Source organism: Paenibacillus solani, assembly GCF_050475945.1.
Taxonomy (GTDB): domain Bacteria; phylum Bacillota; class Bacilli; order Paenibacillales; family Paenibacillaceae; genus Paenibacillus_AQ; species Paenibacillus_AQ solani_A.
This window is the reverse complement of sequence record NZ_JBCMXJ010000017.1, coordinates 298676-316691: the sequence shown is the minus strand read 5'-3', so window position 1 is coordinate 316691 and position 18016 is coordinate 298676. Positions and strand designations below refer to the sequence as shown.

Sequence of the window (18016 nt, the reverse complement as noted above, 5' to 3'; positions counted from 1 at the left end):
ATATCTGACTATGGTTTTATTTGTGTCCTGGTTTGATATGAACCTTCTTCAATTTCTTTGAGAATTGAATGAGCATTAGGTTTCCACTGCAGTTCTCGTTCAGCACGTAATCCGGATATTCTTTGATTAATACTGGACCCCCAAGCAGTAGGGCCAAGGGCATTTACCGCGTCTTCGTAACTCCAAGAATCAACCTGAACCCCTGTTATTTTTCCGATGGATGTTATGAGTTCTTGGGTCGTTATTAATTCTCTGGAGGCAGCATTAAATAAAGTTCCAGGCAATGCTCTTGAATAAGCACGTACATAAAGGTCAGCCAGGTCATCTACGTTTATGGTGGACCATGCGTTTTGGCCGTCATGGATATAGTTAGCTGATTGGGTTAGCTTTGCGCTTCTGATCGTGGCTTGAACGAGCCCGCCTCCGCGTCCGTAAACGAGTGCTGGACGAATAACGATTGTACGAATATCCCGCTTTGCAGCCTGCAGCACTTGTTGCTCCATATTGGCTTTCCATTGTAAAAAAGGCAGGGGATTTACATCCGATTCCTCATCAACAACCTTCTGGAAGGTATCGTTATAAATCAAGGTCCCGCTTGTATAAATAAAAGGCTTTCCGGAACCCTCCAAACCGTTCAGCATAGCATGCACGGCGGTTACATCAATCTTCTCCATATCCGATGTATGCGATATAGCTGTATGAATAACGCCATCAGCATTCCGTACACAATCCTCCAATAGAGCTAAATCCTCCAGATTCCCTAGTATAGGGGAGATGCCCATTTTAACTAGCTGTTCGTTTTTTTCTTGTGACCTTATTAGGCCGGATACTTGATACCCGTGCGACAAGAAATGCTGTGCAATGACCGATCCGAGGTAACCCGTAACTCCTGTGATGAAAACTTTCATAACAATCCCTCCTGAAAATAACATTTTTAATTATTAAGTATATTATTTAGTAAGTAAACTAAATTGTCAATGATTGATACATTATATTAGCGACCATCTTAGGATCAAATCCAATCAGAAGAAGCGGATTATCAGCCAGTGCGGGTCTCATTCCTAACATTTTCACCACCTGTAATCGAACAAAATGACACCTCTTCCGCTCCATAAAGCCTCTCGCAAACAATATCCCTCTATCGGCAAGACATCCGGCAGTCCTCTCTTTTGATGAGAAGGCTTACAATGAAAGCGATACCTCAGCGAAGGAGATGTCCTATGAATTTTGATCTGAATATCGTACCTTTCAGCCGAAGAGAGTCCTTCTTGGCAATATCCCTCCTGCCCGAAGCAAAGGATCGGAGACAGGGATTGTACCTGCGGAATGTCCGCGGAGGGGATGACAAGTTTGGCGAGGCGTTTCTGATAGAACTGCTGGACCAGCAAAACGAGCCGGTTCCATTTGAACCTATTGCATCTCCCGACCACATTCGCCTTGCAGCCTCCGATGCGGGAGGCCACGTTGATATCTGTTTATCGGACTCCCAGACCGTCCGGTTCCGCTCGGAAGGCTGCGGTATCCGGCTAACCTTCTTCCCGGCAGCGTATGATTATGCCTATGAGACAAATCTAGACAGTTGGGAAGTGAACAGCTTTACGCATGGCTGCCGTTTCATGCTGACCCGGCTTGCTGGCCAGATGGATATGGAAGTAGAGTGGAACGAAATCAAGAGCACGCGGGTGACCGCCGAATTCTCCGTAGATCCCGCAACCCATGTGGCGGAATTTGCGGTTGAAGAATTTATTACGGTATTGAAGCCGCGCAACGAATGGGAGTCTTTTGACGAGGCGGTGGACACCGTTCGAAAGGATTATGCCTACTGGCTGGATCATACCCTTACCGTCTCGGAGCAGTATATGGATGCAAGGGAACTTGCTGCCTATATTACTTGGTCATGTGTAGTTCCGGCCGAAGGCTGTTTGACCCGACCTGCCATGTACATGTCCAAGAACTGGATGACCAACATCTGGAGCTGGGATAACTGCTTTAACGCAATGGCCCTTGTGCGTCACAATCCGGAGCTTGCTTGGGATCAGTTTATGATCTTTTTTGACCGGCAGGATGAGAGCGGGCTGATTCCGGATTTCGTGAACGATAAGTACGAGCTTTGGAATTGCAACAAACCGCCGATTCATGGCTGGACGCTCGCCTGGATGATGCGACGAACCGATTTTATTAAGGAAGCCCAGCTGCGAGAAGTCTATGGCCCTTTGTCCAAATGGACCGAGTGGTGGTTTACGCACCGGGATCATGACGGCGACGGCATTCCCCAGTATAACCATGGCAACGATTCGGGCTGGGACAACAGTACGGCGTTTAATAATGGCATTCCCGTGGAAAGCCCTGACCTTGCCGCTTATCTAATCATCCAGATGGAGACACTTGCCGAAATTGCGGGCTTGCTGGGATTGTCGGAGGAATCGAGTGAATGGAGACGTAGAGCAGACGATACGCTGGACCGCATGATCCGGCATTTCTGGAAGGATGGACGTTTCATCGCCTGCCGATCGGGAACCCATGAGGTATCCGAAGGCGACAGCTTGCTGCTCTTTGTACCGATCCTGCTGGGAAGACGTCTTCCTGAGCATATTCGGATGACGCTGCTCGAAGGGCTTCGGGATAAGAATCGATTCCTGACGAACAATGGCTGGGCTACCGAGAGCGTTAATAGCCCTTACTATAAGCCGGACGGTTATTGGCGCGGACCGATCTGGGCACCCTCCACGATGCTGCTTGTCGAAGGCGTGGCGGCAGCCGGCGACATGGAACTGGCGAAGGAAATTGCGGAGAAGTACTGCCGGATGGTTAGCCGCAGCGGCATGGCCGAGAATTTCGATGCCTTAACCGGAGCGGGTCTGCGCGATCGGGCGTTTACCTGGACGTCCAGCGTATTTTTGATTTTGGGACATGAATATACTCTTGATAGATAACGGCCAAACACTTCTTCCCGGGCTTTTTGCCTAGCGGAGGAGGTGCTTTTGGCGTTTCCCCCATTTTCCAGTTGGCGCCTAATTACAAGCCCTTTATTCCGGTTTATAATGAAAGCGGTATCATGATTACGTAGGGTAGTACCAGCTGCATAGCAAACATATAGATGCAATTTTACGATACGATTCGATACAACAACGGGGAGAATAACTATGAATCTTCGAGAGATCAAAGAGCGAACCGGACGGAAGTTCACCGGCACCTATCACAGTATACGAACGAAGCTTCTGACCTGTTTTTTAATCGTAACCTTGATTCCGCTGTTCTCGCTTGGCGGTCTTTCCTATATTCAATCCGCCCGGGTCATTAATTCCCAGTTCGGCAAATACGGAGATAATGCCGTGGCGCAGCTGGAGCAGCAGACCAGCTCAAGTCTGAACAGGATGAAGCAGACAGCGGAGACGATTTATTCATACTTACTAGACCCGAGCCATTCGGGAATCGGAAATGAGACGCCGTCCACCTACAGCGACATTATGGAGAAGAACGATTTCGAAACGTTGTTGAAGTCTTTGCGGACTCAGCTGACGGCTGGGATTTACATTATTACGACCTCTGGCTACTACTATGGGGAGAACAATCTGGATGTGAATAAGCTCAGCAATATCCAGACGTGGAAAACAAGGCCAAAAGCTTATGCGGGCACTTACTGGCTGGGCTTCTATCCGCAGAATCATGCAATAAAGAGTAGCGATAGCGACAAAGTGCCTGTCCTGGGATTGGCGGTACCGATCCATCATCCGGACAAAGCACAGGATGGCAGCGTCATTCTCATTGAGGAGAACGCAGAGGAGCTGCTTCGCAGTTATGCCAAGTTCGAGGCGGATACCCATGCGCATCTGCTTATCAAATCACCGGACGGTACAGTTGTGTATGAGACTAACGCTCCGTATACGCCCCATAACAGCGATGTGACTTGGACCCGGACGCTTGACGTTAATCAATGGACCATGGAAGCCAGAATACCGGCCAAGGCATTCTATCAATCCTCAGGCGTGATCCGGGCCAATACAATGCTAGTTGCCGTGGTTTCCTGCCTGCTCGCTTTTGGGATTGCCTATCTGTTCTCCTCCCGGTTTACCTCACGAATTCGGACCTTGAAGGACTCGATGCAGAAGGTAAGCTTTGGCAAGCTGGATACCCGTACGCCGATTGAGGGCAGTGACGAGCTGGGCAGCCTGGATATGAGTTTTAACCGGATGGTTATGGGTGTACAGACGTTGATTGGTGAAGTAGAGCAGAGCGAACGGTTGAAAAAAGAGGCCGAGCTGCGCGCATTCCATTATCAGATCAATCCTCATTTGCTGTTCAACACCTTGAATTCCATCCAGTGGAAGGCCCGGCTGCAAGGTGCAGAGGACATTCGCCAGATGCTGTACCATCTGACGATGGTGCTGGAGGGAAATCTGGATATTTCGCAGGAGCTTATTACCCTGAACAGGGAACTGCGCATGATCGGCCACTTCCTGAAGATCCAGGAGATACGGTACGGAAAAGTATTTCATTATCGGCTGGATTGCGATGAGCATCTTCAGTCTTACTTGATTCCGCGAATGACGCTGCAGCCGCTATTCGAAAATATTTTCTTCCACGCTTTCACTGACGGCGAGGGAGAAATAGAGGTGACGGTTAAAGAGGATCAGGACGAGCTTGTGCTTACGCTCCGCGATAACGGGGCCGGCATGAATGAGGACAAACTGTCGCAATTATTCTCGCAGAAGGTGAAGCGGAAAGGGCGCGGCGGGCTTGGCGTTGTAAACGCCGACCAGAAATTCAAGCTGCATTTTGGTCCGCTTTACGGACTAACGGTACACTCGGTAAAGGGAGAAGGAACATTGATCACCATACGCTGGCCGAAAAGGGAGGAAGCTAACGATGATGAACACAGGGAACATTAAGGTGATGATTGCTGACGACGAGAGCATTGTACGCAAGGGACTCCGCTCCACCGTGCCTTGGGAACGCTTCGGAATGGAGGTCGTGGCGGACAGCCCCAACGGTCAGGCGGCCTGGGAGGCTTTCCTCGAGTTTCGGCCTCAGGTTGTCATTACGGATATCGTCATGCCGGAAATGGACGGGATCGAGCTGTCGCATAAGGTGAAGCAGCTTGCGCCCGAAACCCGAATCATTCTGCTCAGCTGTCATCGCGATTTCGAATATGCCCAAGAAGGGATACGTCTCGGTGCGTCCGGATACCTGTTGAAAACGGCCTTCGAGGACGAAGAGCTAGAGGCGATGCTCGGAAAATTCCAACGTGAGCTGTCCGATACGTCCGACCAAGGGTACGAGCAGGAAGAGCGGCTATCTGCTCAGCTGTTTGCTTGGCTAAACGGACACAGCGACCGCTTTCCGCAAGAACTCAAGAAGCTCTGCAGCCGTTCCGGGCAGGCGGATGCCAAGCCCCTCTCCCTGTACCTGGTCAAGACGGCAGGCTGCAATAGCTCATGGAATAGCCTTTTGCAGGAGCAGGGCTCCCAAGAGCGGGATTTACGCTGCGGCAAGTTGCTTCCGTACAGCACGGACAGCTGCTATTGGATCATCCCGGAGGAGGTCAAGGAAGCAGCGGACAGCCTCCTTGTGGCAATCAAGAGCCGCTGCGGGAAGCTCATCTGGAATTCGCGGGGAGGTCTTCAGGATTCAGAGGAGCTGCAGGAAGCCTTCCAAGCCTTGCATAAGGAGGCCGAGCTGGAAAGGGTATACGGTCTGAGCGGGGAGGACTGGCCGGACCCGATTCTGCATGCGGTCCATCTGCTTCATGAATATCCTGCGGACGAGTGGTCGGCAGCGGAGCTGGCCCAGAAGGTGGGACTGAGCCGCAGTCATTTTTCAATTCTGTTTAAGAAAACGGTTGGTGACAGCTTCATCGCCTTCCAATACAAGCGCAAACTTCGACTCGCCTATGGCCTGCTGCGCGAAACCTCCTTAACGATGCAGGAGATCGCCGAAAAAACAGGGCTTGGCGACAGCAAATATTTCAGTAAATGGTTTAAACGGTGCACGGGTCAGACGCCAAGCCAATACCGTGCCGAACAAAAAGGGGAGTCATGGTGAACAAATGAACACCCCAAGGCGCAAGTTCGAACAAAAATACGGTCATCTGCGAATCAGCGCACGTTTTGAACCGCTTTCATCCGAGTTATGATGAAAGCGGTTCAATTCATCTCAACTCAATACTTTAGGGGAGCTGACAATATGAAAAAGAGAAAGTCCTGGATCGCATTGGTATCGGTTATGACGTTAATGGCATCCTTGCTGGCCGCATGCGGCGGCAGCGGCGGGACCGGGAGCTCGAAGGAGCCGGATGGCAATTCATCGAGCGCAGCAACGACGCTGCGGTTCGCTACGTGGGATACGGGAGATGCGCTGAAGATTGAGCAGGAGATTGCCAAGAAGTTCGAGGAATCCCATCCGGGAACGAAGGTACAAGTGGAGGCATATGCTGACGGATTCGACCAAAAGCTGGCCGCAGGGTTTGGGGCAGCCAATCCGCCGGACGTGATGTACATGTGGGACTTTCCGACGTATCACCAATCCCTGGAGCCGCTGGACGACTATGCGTCCAAGGACAAGGATTTGAATATCGACGATTTTTATCAAGGATTGTTTAACTACGGCAAAATCGACAACAAGCTGTACGGAATCCCGGCGGGCTTTACGACCCGGGTTGTATATTACAACAAGAAGATGTTCGACGATGCAGGGATCACTTACCCTGCTGATGGGTGGACATGGGGCGAATTCCAGGAGGTTGCCCAGAAGCTGACGGATAAATCCAAGAAGCAGTACGGCTTCGGTGTTCGGGCCGAGAACGATACGTATGATCTTCAAGGGTTCGTATGGAGCAACGGCGGTTCCTTTATTTCAGAGGACGGCAAATCGATTGAGGGCTATATGAACAGCAAAGAAACAGCAGAAGCCATTCAGATGCTGGGAGATATGCTCAAGAATGGCTCAGCCGTCCTGACCGGCGGCAAAGGCCAGCAGAGCGGAGAGGATATTTTCAAAGCAGGCAAAATCGCCATGTGGGAAAGCGGTATCTGGCCGCTGGAATCCTTCAGAGACGCTGGTATTGATGTAGGTACGGTGGAAATGCCGGCCTTCCCGGGCAAACCTCTGAAGGGAGTACTGGCTGAATCCGCGCTGTCCATAGCCAAGGATTCCAAGAATAAGGATTTGGCATGGGAATTCATCAAGTATTACGTATCGGATGAAGCGATCAAAATGCGCGTCGCCGACCTTCCGGTCCGGGTGAGCGTGGTGAATGAGCTGAAGAAGGATCAGGATCCTCTCTACAAGCCGTATTACACGATGCTGGAGCGTTCGGACAATACGCCGGCCTTCCTGCTAAATCCAAAATGGAATGAAGTAAATCGCCAGTTGTCGGCAGCCGTGGAGTCCATCATGTTCGGCAGCGATGCTGGGGAGGTTCTGAACCAGGCTGTGAAGGATAGCGAACGCTATTTGAAATAAACGAAGAAGGAAGGTTCGCGAAAATGGCCCATACTGATATGCCTTACTCACAACAGCAGACAGCGGCCCCGAAGCGACTTGGAATCAAACGATGGGGTGGGGCCGTGCCCTACCTCTTCATTTTTCCTTGGATATTCGGATTCCTGGTCTTCACCCTTGGTCCGCTGCTGTTTTCTCTTATCATCTCATTCTTTGATTGGCCGATCGTAGGCCAAGTGACCTTTGTCGGCGTCAACAACTATGTCGAGATGTTCTCGAACGATCCGTTGTTCTGGAAATCGCTGTTCGTTACGTTGAAATTTGCGGCTCTGTTTGTGCCGCTAAACATCATCGTGGCTTTGGGACTCGCCATGCTGCTGAATCAGAATGTAAAAGGGAGCGCGTTCTTCCGCACAGCCTTCTACCTGCCATCGGTTATTTCCGGTGTAGCGCTCGCCATGATCTGGTCGTGGGTGTACAGCGGAGATTACGGAATACTCAATTACTTCTTGTCTCTAGTCGGCATTGAAGGCCCGGACTGGCTGAACGATACGAAGTGGTCCCTGGTCGCCATGGTTATCGCAAGTCTGTGGGGACAAGGCTCGATGATGCTTATTTTTCTGGCGGGCCTCAAGGGAATTCCGAAGGATCTGTATGAGTCGGCCTCGATGGACGGGGCGGGCAAGATTCGGCAGTTCTTCAATGTGACCATCCCGATGATTACGCCGACGCTGCTCTTTAACCTGATTACATCCATCATTGCTGCCTTCCAGCAGCTGACGCTGGCGCTCCTGCTTACGGGCGGAGGGCCGCTGAAGTCGACGTATTTCTACGCCATGTACATGTACGAGAATGCATTCAAGTTTTTCAAAATGGGGTACTCCGCAGCAAATGCCTGGTTCATGTTCCTGATCGTGCTGACGTTGACGTTCCTCGTATTCAAGTCTTCGGAAGCCTGGGTGTTCTATGAGGGCGAGATGAAGACGAAGAAGGAGAAAGCGAAGCCGAAGCGTGCCAAGCGAGGGCCTCAAGCTAGTCGGGAGGGAAGTTCCATATGAAAAAGGTGACCACATACACGCTGCTAATCTTGTGCTCGCTGCTGTTCATTGCCCCGCTCTTCTGGGCGGTAACGACAGCGCTCAAATCGCAGCAAGAACTGTATCTGTTTCCTCCAAAATGGTTTCCGTCCGTTTGGCGCTTTAGCAATTTCGCGGAAGCGTGGAGCATTCAGCCGTTTAATCTGTTTATGAAAAATACGCTGATTGTAACGCTGCTGTCCACGCTCGGACAGCTTGTATCCTGCACACTGGTGGCCTACGGATTCGCCCGGTTTCAATTCAAGGGGCGGGACGCGCTGTTTCTGATCGTGCTGGCCACCATGATGATTCCTTGGGAAGTGACGATGATTCCGCAGTATATGGAGTTTAACTATCTGGGCTGGATTAATACTCTTAAACCGCTCATTGTTCCATCCTGGTTCGGCTCTGCATATTTCATATTCCTGCTGCGCCAGTTCATCATGACCTTGCCGAAGGAGCTGGATGAGGCGGCAACGATTGACGGGGCGGGAAGAATGACGGTTCTATTGCGAATCATCGTCCCACTGATGGGACCATCGCTTATCCTGGTGGCTGTATTCCATATGATGAGCTGCTGGAATGATTATCTGGGCCCGCTCATCTTCCTGAATGATCAGACGAAATATACGCTGACGCTGGGGTTATCCCAATTCAAGGGCATGCACGGCGTTGATATGCAGTCCATTATGGCGATCACCTGCCTGATCTCGATCCCGCCGCTTGCCGTATTTTTCTTCGCCCAGCGTTATATCGTTGGCGGCATAGCCACGACGGGGATCAAGGGATAGTGGATGTCTTCGATAAGAGACGTCCACGATTGATCTGCAGCTTGATGCAATATCAGAACATAGAAGTGTGTGTTCAAAAAGTCAGGGGAAGATGACTTTTTGAACTACCTCTAGAAAATTAGACCGTTTGGAAAGGATGGAGAGATCTATGAAAGACCCTCGTATCGGCCGCGACTGGGATAACCTGAGCGTGCTGGAGCGAAACCGGGCGAAGAGCCGGGCCTATTTCATTCCGTTTGCGGATGCGGACGGAGCACTTAGTTATGACAGAGGCAGCTCGGCCTGGTATCAATCGCTGAACGGAGTTTGGAAATTCCACTATGCCGAGGAGCCCGAGAGTGCTCCAGAAGCATTTTTTGAAAAGGATTACGATGTATCGGCCTGGGATGACATCCCGGTTCCGGGACACTGGCAGCTGAAAGGCTACGGTCACCCCCATTACACGGATTTGTACTATCCGTTTCCTGTGGATCCGCCGCATGTGCCGAATGCGAATCCGACTGGCAGCTATGTCCGTGAGTTCGAACTGCCTGAGCACTGGGACGGCAGCGAGATCAGCATCAAATTCGATGGTGTGGACAGCGCGTTTCATGTGTGGCTGAACGGCGCGTTTATCGGCTACAGCCAGGGAAGCCGGCTGACCTCCGAGTTCGATCTGACGCCTTACGTAAAGACTGGCGTAAACAAAATATCCGTCCGGGTATATCAGTGGTCGGATGGAAGTTATCTGGAAGATCAGGATATGTGGTGGATGAGCGGCATTTTCCGGGATGTCTATCTGGTCGCCGAGCCGTCAGCGCTTCGAATCAACGATTTCTGTGTAACGACCAAGCTGGATGAGGAATACGTGAACGCCAAGCTAAACGTGCGATTGGAGTTCGCAGGAACGGAATCTGGATCGGTACGGCTGCAGCTGCTGGATGGAACCGGCGAGGTGTTAGGTTCAGTTCAAAAGGATGTTACACACTCCGCCGTGGAGGAATTTGAAATGGATGTGGTGGGCCCGGAATTATGGAGTGCCGAATCACCGTCACTGTACCATCTGCTTATCACCTTGCGGGATGATCAGGGGGAAACGCTGGAGAACGTGGCGCAGCGTGTCGGGTTTCGTTCAATCGAAGTGAAGGACGGAGAGCTTCTGGTCAATGGCAAGGCGATTCTACTTAAGGGAGTTAACCGACACGATCATCATCCGGATACGGGCCGAACAGTCACCCTGTCCACGATGCTGGAGGACATCCGTTTGATGAAGCAGCACAACATCAATGCCGTCCGGACCGCTCATTACCCGAACGATCCACGATTCTATGATCTGTGCGATGTGTACGGACTGTATGTTATGGAAGAGACGGATTTGGAGACCCACGGCTTTGAGCCGCTCGGCAACATCTCCCGCTTAAGTGACGATCCGGACTGGAAGGAAGCTTACGTGGACCGCGTGCGCAGAATGGTGGAGCGGGATAAGAACCACCCGTCCGTTCTGTTCTGGTCCCTCGGCAATGAATCCGGCTTTGGCTGCAATTTCCGCGCGATGGCGGAGTGGTGCCGGGAGCATGACACTACCAGGCTGATTCATTACGAAGAGGACCGCGAGGCTGAGGTGTGCGACGTGGTGAGCACCATGTATTCCTCCGTTGAGAAGATGGAGGGCTTCGGCAAAATGACCGATCATCCCAAGCCGCATATTCTGTGCGAATTTGCGCATGCAATGGGCAACGGGCCTGGTGGACTACGCCCATACTTTGATACTTTTGAAGCGCATCGCTGTCTTGCGGGGGGGTTCGTGTGGGAGTGGATTGATCACGGGCTGAGCAGAAGGACGGCGGACGGAAAGCTGGATTATGCATACGGCGGCGATTACGGCGATGTGCCAAACAACAGCAATTTTGTCATCGACGGTTTGATCCGTCCGGACCGGACGCCTTCACCTGGTCTGCTGGAATACAAAAAGGTCATTGAACCTGTACGGATGACGATGCCGCACCCTGAGCTGCTGCACATCATGAACCGCTATGATTTTATAACGCTGGATCATTTGGAGGCCAGTTACCGCGTGCTGGCTGATGGACAGCTTGTTCATAGCGGGGTACTGGAGCTTCCCCGTATCGAGGCAGGCACAAGTGCTGAACTAAGCCTCGCAGAAATTGTGAAACAGTCTGCTATCGGCGTAAGCCCTTATGCCGAGCTGTGGCTTGAGGTATCCCTCTCACTGGCTGCGGACTGCCGCTGGGCAGAGCGGGGGCATGAAGTGGCGTGGTCCCAGTTTCAGCTGCGCGAAGCGTCGAAGCCTGAATTCAAACCGACCGCTGCTTTTCGGCAGGGACCTCTGCAGATTAGCGAGGAGAAGAATGGCCTTTATGTAAATAACGGCAGCTTTCAGGTGTCATTAAGCTCCCGCCATCCGGGCTTCCAAAGCTTGTCTCTGCAAGGCAAAAGAATCGCGCTTAGCGGACCGCTACTAAATTTCTGGCGTTCGCCGATCGATAACGATATGTATGTGCTGCCGGATTGGCGTAAAGCGCATCTGGATCGGCTCTCCGAGCGGATCGATCATTTTGAATGGAAGCGACTGGACCAGGACAGCGTAGAGGTGCGACGAATCTCCCGAATTGCGCCGCCAGTGTATGATTGGGGCTTCCGCTGCGAAACAACCTATACGATCACTTCCAGTGGTCTGATTGTGATTGACGTGAAGGGGGAGCCGATTGGAACTCCGCCTGCCATGCTGCCCAAAATCGGGCTTCAAATGCAAGTAGCGGGGGACATGGAGCATGTCCGCTGGTATGGCAGAGGACCTGGAGAGAGCTATCCGGACAGTCTGGAAGCGGGACGATTTGGAGAATACCGCAGCACCGTGGACGGCTTGTTCACACCTTATATTTACCCGCAGGAGAACGGAAACCGCTCGGATGTCCGGTGGATTTCGCTCACGGATGGCGCGGGATTGGGACTCCTCGCCGTAGGCGAGCCCGTCTTGAACTTTAGTGCGAGCCGGTACACCGATCAGGATGTGGAATCTGCCGCACATGCCAGTGATCTGATTCCACGCAGCTTCACGACATTGAATCTGGATTACCAGCAGAACGGACTTGGCAGCAACAGCTGCGGTCCGGCACAGTCGCCTGAGCATTCGATCAAACCGGAGCCGTTTGCATTCCGCATCCTCCTGAAGGCTTACACTGGCGAGGATACCGACCCGGCTGGATTAAGCCGGCGGATGCGCTCGGAAGCGGAATTGTATAAGTAACCGACTGATTTTATTTCAAAATCGTCATCGGATTTTCTGGAAAAGGGGAATAACATGTCTCTTTACATCAAAGACCTGCTGCAGCTGTCTACGGGCGTGCGCCGATTCCTGATAAGTGAGGCCTTCTACGGCCTCGGTATCGGACTTTACTCACTCGTCCTCAATCTGCATCTGCTCTTCCGGGGACTCAGGGAAGACGAGATTGGTGCATTGGTATCGATGGGGATTCTGGTCATGGGTGTGCTCGCCATTCCAGTTTCCATGCTCGCTAACCGGACCGGGAGAAAGAAATTGCTGGTCACCGGCATTTTCTTCATCGCTGCAGGGAATGTGCTGTTTGCTCTCAGTGATCAATTGCTCTGGTTCTATGCCGCTCAGATTCTGGTGTCTGCCGGTTTGACGCTGGTGGAAACGACGGAGATCCAGCTGCTCTTTCATTATTGCAGGTCCCGTAAGGAAGAAGCGCGTGCATTCTCCTTGATGTTTGCTGTTTTTACGGCTTTCTCGGGTTTGGGAACGCTGGCAGCCGGGTATATCTCGAAGGGGTTTGAAGGCAGCAGGGGCTATGAGGCCTCTCTGCTGCTGACCGGGCTGGTGCTTGTGCTTCATGGGATCATCCGGGCATACTGGCTGCCCCCTGAGCGTAAAGTCGCGATGAAGCCGGCGGCAGCGGCTTCATCAGTCAAGGGAATCACCAGGTTAGTGAAACCACTATCTTCCGGGACATTATGGTTGTTCGCCTTGTTCATGGCGCTCCTTGGAGGGTGCATTGCGATGACCGGTTCATTCCTGAATGTCATCGTGAAGTTCCGTTTGAACTTAATGGATGATCAGGTCTCCCTAATTCTGGCCATCGGTGCGATTCTGCTCTTTATATGCTCATTGATGACGCCGTATGTCATGGAGCGGTTTGGTTATAACACGGCCATTATTGCGGTATTTATGGTCAATATCCTCCTGTTCGCTATTCTGTCCCTAATACTTCCCGTATGGCTGTTTATTGTGCTGTTTCTATTGCGGGGTGGGGGTGTGACGATGCTGTCCAATCTGCTGGACAGTCTGCTGATGTCGGCCTTCAACGAAGAGGAACGAAATCTGTATGCCGGCATGCGGTCGGTGTTCAGGAGCCTGGGCTCATCGGGGGCAACCTTGGTCGCCGGATGGATCCTCGCCCGGCAGGATTACCGGCTGCCTTTTCTGGTCACAGCAGGGGCACTGTTCATCTGCGGTATGTATTATTTATGGTGGATTCGGCCCGTCTTGTCCAAGCGATTAAACAGCAGCATGGAGTCTTGAATAGATTAGGCTGTCTAAAAGAGAATTACCTCTTTTAGACAGTCTTTTTGCTGATTTCGGTATGTTTTCACATTCATCTCAAGCTGTCCGCTTCTTAATTGAAGCTTATCCTGATTTGTTCGTGCGAAAGTCTGCAAACATATTGACATTAAAAATTGGAACATGTTTAAATAGAGGAAGTGTTAGCACTCTGCTCAATAGAGTGCTAAAAAAGAAAAAACTCGTTTAGATTGGAAAGGAGACTTTTTCATGGCGAAACAACAATTTAAAGCCGAATCCAAACGGCTGCTCGAGATGATGATCAACTCGATTTATACGCAGCGTGAAATTTTTCTGCGTGAGCTGATTTCGAATGCCAGCGATGCGATCGACAAGATTTACTATAAAGCGCTGACCGACGACAACCTGACCTTTAACAAAGAAGATTACTACGTTAAGATTACCGCAGATAAAGCTAATCGTACGCTTACCATTACCGACACGGGGATCGGGATGACCAAGGAAGACCTTGAGAACAATCTCGGCGTCATCGCGAAGAGCGGTTCTCTTGCATTCAAGAGCGAAAATGAAGCGAAGGACGGTCACAATATCATCGGTCAATTCGGCGTAGGCTTCTACTCTGCCTTTATGGTTGCCGATGTGGTAACTGTGACGAGCCGTGCTCTGGGCAGCGATGAGGCATATAAATGGGAATCCGAAGGCGCAGACGGATATACCATTACGCCGGCCGAGAAGGATTCCGTTGGAACCGAGATCGTAATGAAGATCAAGGAGAACACGGAAGACGATCAGTATGACGAGTATTTGGAAGAGTATCGCTTAAGAGCGATCATCAAGAAGTACTCAGATTTCATCCGCTATCCGATCAAGATGGATGTGAAGACGCAGCGGCCGAAAGAAGACGCTGAGAACGAGTTCGAAGAAGTACAGGAAGAACAAACCATCAACAGCATGGTGCCGATCTGGCGCAAGAACAAGAGCGAGCTTACGGAAGAAGATTATCAGAACTTCTATAATGAGAAGCGATACGGCTTTGATAAACCGCTGAAGCATGTTCATATCAAAGCGGACGGTGCCGTTGTTTACAACGCGATTTTGTTCATTCCTGAGAATACACCGTTTGATTATTACACCAAGGAATACGAGAAGGGACTTGAGCTCTACTCCAACGGTGTCCTGATCATGGATAAATGCGGCGATCTGCTGCCGGACTATTTCAGCTTCGTGAAAGGGATGGTCGATTCCGAGGATCTGTCGCTGAACATCTCCCGCGAGATGCTGCAGCATGATCGGCAGTTGACACTGATTGCGAAGAATATCAAGAACAAAGTGAAGGGCGCGCTTCAGAGCATGATGAAGGACGAGCGGGAGAACTATGAAAAATTCTTCGCATCCTTTGGCAGAGGTCTAAAATTCGGCGTCTATAACGATTACGGCATGAACAAGGAAGATCTGCAGGATCTGCTGCTGTTCACATCCTCTAAAGAGAAGAAGCTGGTCTCCCTGGATGAGTACGTATCAAGAATGCCGGAAGATCAGAAGTTTATCTATTATGCATCCGGCGATTCCATCGACCGCATCGAGAAGCTTCCGCAAACGGAAATGGTGCTGGATAAAGGTTACGAAATCCTGTACTTCACCGACGATGTGGATGAGTTTGCGATCAAAATGCTGATGAAATACAAGGAAAAAGAATTCAAATCGGTATCCAGCGGTGATCTTGGCCTTGATTCGGAGGGGGATCAGCAGGAGAACGAAGCAGAAGAAAGCGACAACAAGGAACTCTTTGAAGCTATGGGCAGCCTCTTGGCAGGCAAGGTGAAATCCGTTAAGGCCTCCAAGCGGTTGAAATCCCATCCGGTATGCTTGTCCACGGAGGGCGAAGTCTCGATCGAGATGGAAAAAATCTTGAAGGCCATGCCGAACGGACAGGATGTTCAAGCGGATAAGGTGCTGGAGATTAACACCAACCATGAAGTGTTTAAATCCCTGAAAGCACAGCAAGCGGATCAGGATAAGCTGAAGCTTTACACGAATCTGCTGTACAATCAGGCATTGCTGATTGAAGGCTTGCCGATTGCTGATCCGGTAGAATTCACAAACGATATTTGCAAAATCATGGTGTAACCATCACAGCTAATTGCTAACGATGATAACAAACAAACCCGAAACCCTGGTGCATGAAACCAGGGAATCGAGTTTGTTTTTTTGCCTGTAACCTGATCACGCTAAGGCGCTTACACCACGTTCGCGGCCAGATCCGATAACAAGCCGTTCTCGGGTGCTATGCCAAGAAGGTCATACACCGAGATGGGGAACATCGGAAATCCGACATAGTAAGGTGTGATGGCATAGAGCGGATAAAAGATGACCAGGGATTTGTCGGCCAGATAGAAGTCCTGATTCGGCGAAACGGTGACCTGGCTGTTCTCCAGCAAGGGAATGCTGCGTTCCTTGATCTGCCGGTTCACTTCAGCAGCCAAGACGGCTTGATAGCCCGACCCTGGACGAAACAGGTCTGATAAGGAGTAGGATTTTCCGGTAGCTGTGGAGAAAGTCAGGCCCTTCGTCACCGTAAACCCGTGTGCCATAGGCTCCGAGTAGGTGTAGTTGGTCAGCACGAGGCTGAGAATGCCGCGCTCATTCGTCTTAATCTCAAAAGTACCCGTCGTTTGCGGGTTGGTCCCGGTTTGAACCTGCTGCTGTTCACGCTGCATTTCCTGAATTTGAAGAATAATGGCCCGGTTGATGGCAGCCTCCGCCTCCGAATTCATGAGGCCGTATACTTGTGGATAATGAATGACGAGACCAGGTGCCGTATGCGTGAGGGTATGGACATTTACCGGCGGTACATATTGCGCCATGCGTAAGATCGCTCCATTCCAGCATTAGATACATTAGCCTATTCGGAAGTGGGCGCGTGGGTTACGGATATAGTGGGAGGGAGATTGTCGACATATTCCAAGTGATGAAATCCCCAGGTACACATGTCAGCTAGAACGCTGTCCAAGGTCTTTCCATGTTCAGAGATGGAATACTCTACTTTGGGCGGAATCTCCTGATACACCTTGCGTCTGACCAGCCCATCCTGTTCCAGTTCGCGCAGCTGATTCGTCAGCATGCCTTGGGTCACGCCTGGAAGCATACGCCGCAGTTCCCCGAACCGTTTGGTTCCGTCCTGAAGCAGAATAAACAGAATCAGCGGTTTCCACTTGCCGCCAATTAATTGCAGCGTTGTCAGGATGCCGTCCGTGTTAGGCTGTCCTTGATCCGTTGTTCTCATATTCTCAACTCCCGAGAAAGTATGCTATTTGATCATTAGATGCTTGATGATTGTTACTGTAGCACAGTAGCTGGTTTTAACCTAGTACTATTCTGTACCGTACTTAGTATGTTTTACCGTACTATGCATGGGATGAGTACGTACCATTAACCGGACTAAGTACATAAAAAGAGCGTACTTTTCAAAGATTACGAACCGAACCATAATGGGGGTGTCAAACAAACCGAACCAGATAGGAGACCTGACTATGAAAATTATGATAATTGTAGCTCATCCGAATTTGGAGAACTCGCGTGCCAATCGAGCACTGCTGCAGCACAGCCGACTGCATGCCAATGGAAATGTAGATATTCGGAATCTTTACAAGGAATATCCGGATTGGATTATTGATATGGAGCGGGAGCAGCAGCTTCTTCTTCAATATGATCGTGTGGTGTTCCAGTTCCCATTTTACTGGTACAGCTGTCCGCCCCTGCTGAAGAAATGGTTCGATGATGTGCTGACCTTCGGGTGGGCATTCGGTCCCGAAGGGAACGGTCTGAAGGGCAAAGAGTTTATGTTGGCGACGACGGCAGCGGGTTTAGAATACGGATATCAAGCAGGAGGGGAGAACTGGTTTACCGCCAGTGAGCTGCTGAGGCCGATTCAAGCCACATTTAACAGGTGCAAAGTGACCTATCTTCCTGCATTTGTAACATATAACGTCGAGCGGGTCAGTGATGAAGCACTTCAGGCCGAGGCTGCCAGGTATGCGGAACAAGTCCTTGCACCTGCTGTTGTGGGAAGTCGATACTGAGAGATCCATGGCTTGATCGTTTCGCAAGGAGCCCGGACCCTGCTCCGATACTCCGATGAGAAGACTGCGTTCATTGAGCAGCTTCTT

The 18016-nt window shown here is 50.9% G+C and carries 13 protein-coding genes; 10 read left to right on the top strand and 3 right to left on the bottom strand.

Annotation, left to right across the window (positions count from 1 at the left end):
- Positions 1-8: 8 nt before the first annotated feature.
- Positions 9-908, bottom strand: coding sequence for an NAD-dependent epimerase/dehydratase family protein (locus ABEQ74_RS23260; RefSeq protein ID WP_430124546.1), 900 nt, complete (start codon positions 906-908; stop codon positions 9-11).
- A gap of 312 nt (positions 909-1220) precedes the next feature.
- Between ABEQ74_RS23260 and ABEQ74_RS23255 the strand changes: the two genes are divergently transcribed.
- The 9 genes from ABEQ74_RS23255 to htpG all read left to right on the top strand — a co-directional run bounded on the left by ABEQ74_RS23255 (position 1221) and on the right by htpG (position 15977).
- A complete protein-coding gene (locus tag ABEQ74_RS23255) occupies positions 1221-2933 on the top strand; it encodes an amylo-alpha-1,6-glucosidase (RefSeq protein WP_430124545.1) in 1713 nt (570 codons plus the stop codon).
- Positions 2934-3143: 210 nt separating this feature from the next.
- Positions 3144-4889, top strand: a complete 1746-nt coding sequence (locus ABEQ74_RS23250; protein ID WP_430124544.1) for a cache domain-containing sensor histidine kinase — start codon at positions 3144-3146, stop codon at positions 4887-4889.
- The gene (locus tag ABEQ74_RS23245) at positions 4867-6042 is read left to right on the top strand and encodes a response regulator transcription factor (protein WP_430124542.1); all 1176 of its coding nucleotides are present in this window, start codon (positions 4867-4869) and stop codon (positions 6040-6042) included. The genes ABEQ74_RS23250 and ABEQ74_RS23245 overlap by 23 nt, the downstream gene beginning before the upstream one ends.
- A 141-nt stretch (positions 6043-6183) precedes the next feature.
- On the top strand, positions 6184-7461 hold the full coding sequence (locus ABEQ74_RS23240; protein WP_430124541.1) for an ABC transporter substrate-binding protein: 1278 nt from the start codon (positions 6184-6186) through the stop codon (positions 7459-7461).
- Positions 7462-7499: 38 nt separating this feature from the next.
- The gene (locus ABEQ74_RS23235; protein WP_430124623.1) at positions 7500-8498 is read left to right on the top strand and encodes a carbohydrate ABC transporter permease; all 999 of its coding nucleotides are present in this window, start codon (positions 7500-7502) and stop codon (positions 8496-8498) included.
- Positions 8495-9307 (top strand): carbohydrate ABC transporter permease, encoded by an 813-nt coding sequence (locus tag ABEQ74_RS23230; RefSeq protein WP_430124540.1) that lies wholly within the window; start codon positions 8495-8497, stop codon positions 9305-9307. Before ABEQ74_RS23235 ends, ABEQ74_RS23230 begins: the two co-directional genes overlap by 4 nt.
- A gap of 148 nt (positions 9308-9455) precedes the next feature.
- Positions 9456-12554, top strand: coding sequence for a glycoside hydrolase family 2 TIM barrel-domain containing protein (locus tag ABEQ74_RS23225; RefSeq protein ID WP_430124539.1), 3099 nt, complete (start codon positions 9456-9458; stop codon positions 12552-12554).
- Between the two features lie 54 nt (positions 12555-12608).
- On the top strand, positions 12609-13850 hold the full coding sequence (locus ABEQ74_RS23220; protein WP_430124538.1) for an MFS transporter: 1242 nt from the start codon (positions 12609-12611) through the stop codon (positions 13848-13850).
- A gap of 249 nt (positions 13851-14099) precedes the next feature.
- Positions 14100-15977, top strand: a complete 1878-nt coding sequence (gene htpG, locus ABEQ74_RS23215; protein ID WP_430124537.1) for a molecular chaperone HtpG — start codon at positions 14100-14102, stop codon at positions 15975-15977.
- A gap of 110 nt (positions 15978-16087) precedes the next feature.
- On the opposite strand, the gene ABEQ74_RS23210 is transcribed toward htpG, so the two are convergent.
- Positions 16088-16714, bottom strand: a complete 627-nt coding sequence (locus ABEQ74_RS23210) for a DUF3298 domain-containing protein (protein ID WP_430124536.1) — start codon at positions 16712-16714, stop codon at positions 16088-16090.
- A 38-nt stretch (positions 16715-16752) separates the two neighbouring features.
- Positions 16753-17133, bottom strand: coding sequence for a winged helix-turn-helix transcriptional regulator (locus tag ABEQ74_RS23205; RefSeq protein ID WP_430124535.1), 381 nt, complete (start codon positions 17131-17133; stop codon positions 16753-16755).
- Between the two features lie 247 nt (positions 17134-17380).
- Here ABEQ74_RS23205 and ABEQ74_RS23200 point away from each other — a divergent pair, with 247 nt between their 5' ends.
- Positions 17381-17929 (top strand): NAD(P)H-dependent oxidoreductase, encoded by a 549-nt coding sequence (locus ABEQ74_RS23200; protein WP_430124534.1) that lies wholly within the window; start codon positions 17381-17383, stop codon positions 17927-17929.
- Positions 17930-18016 lie beyond the last annotated feature (87 nt).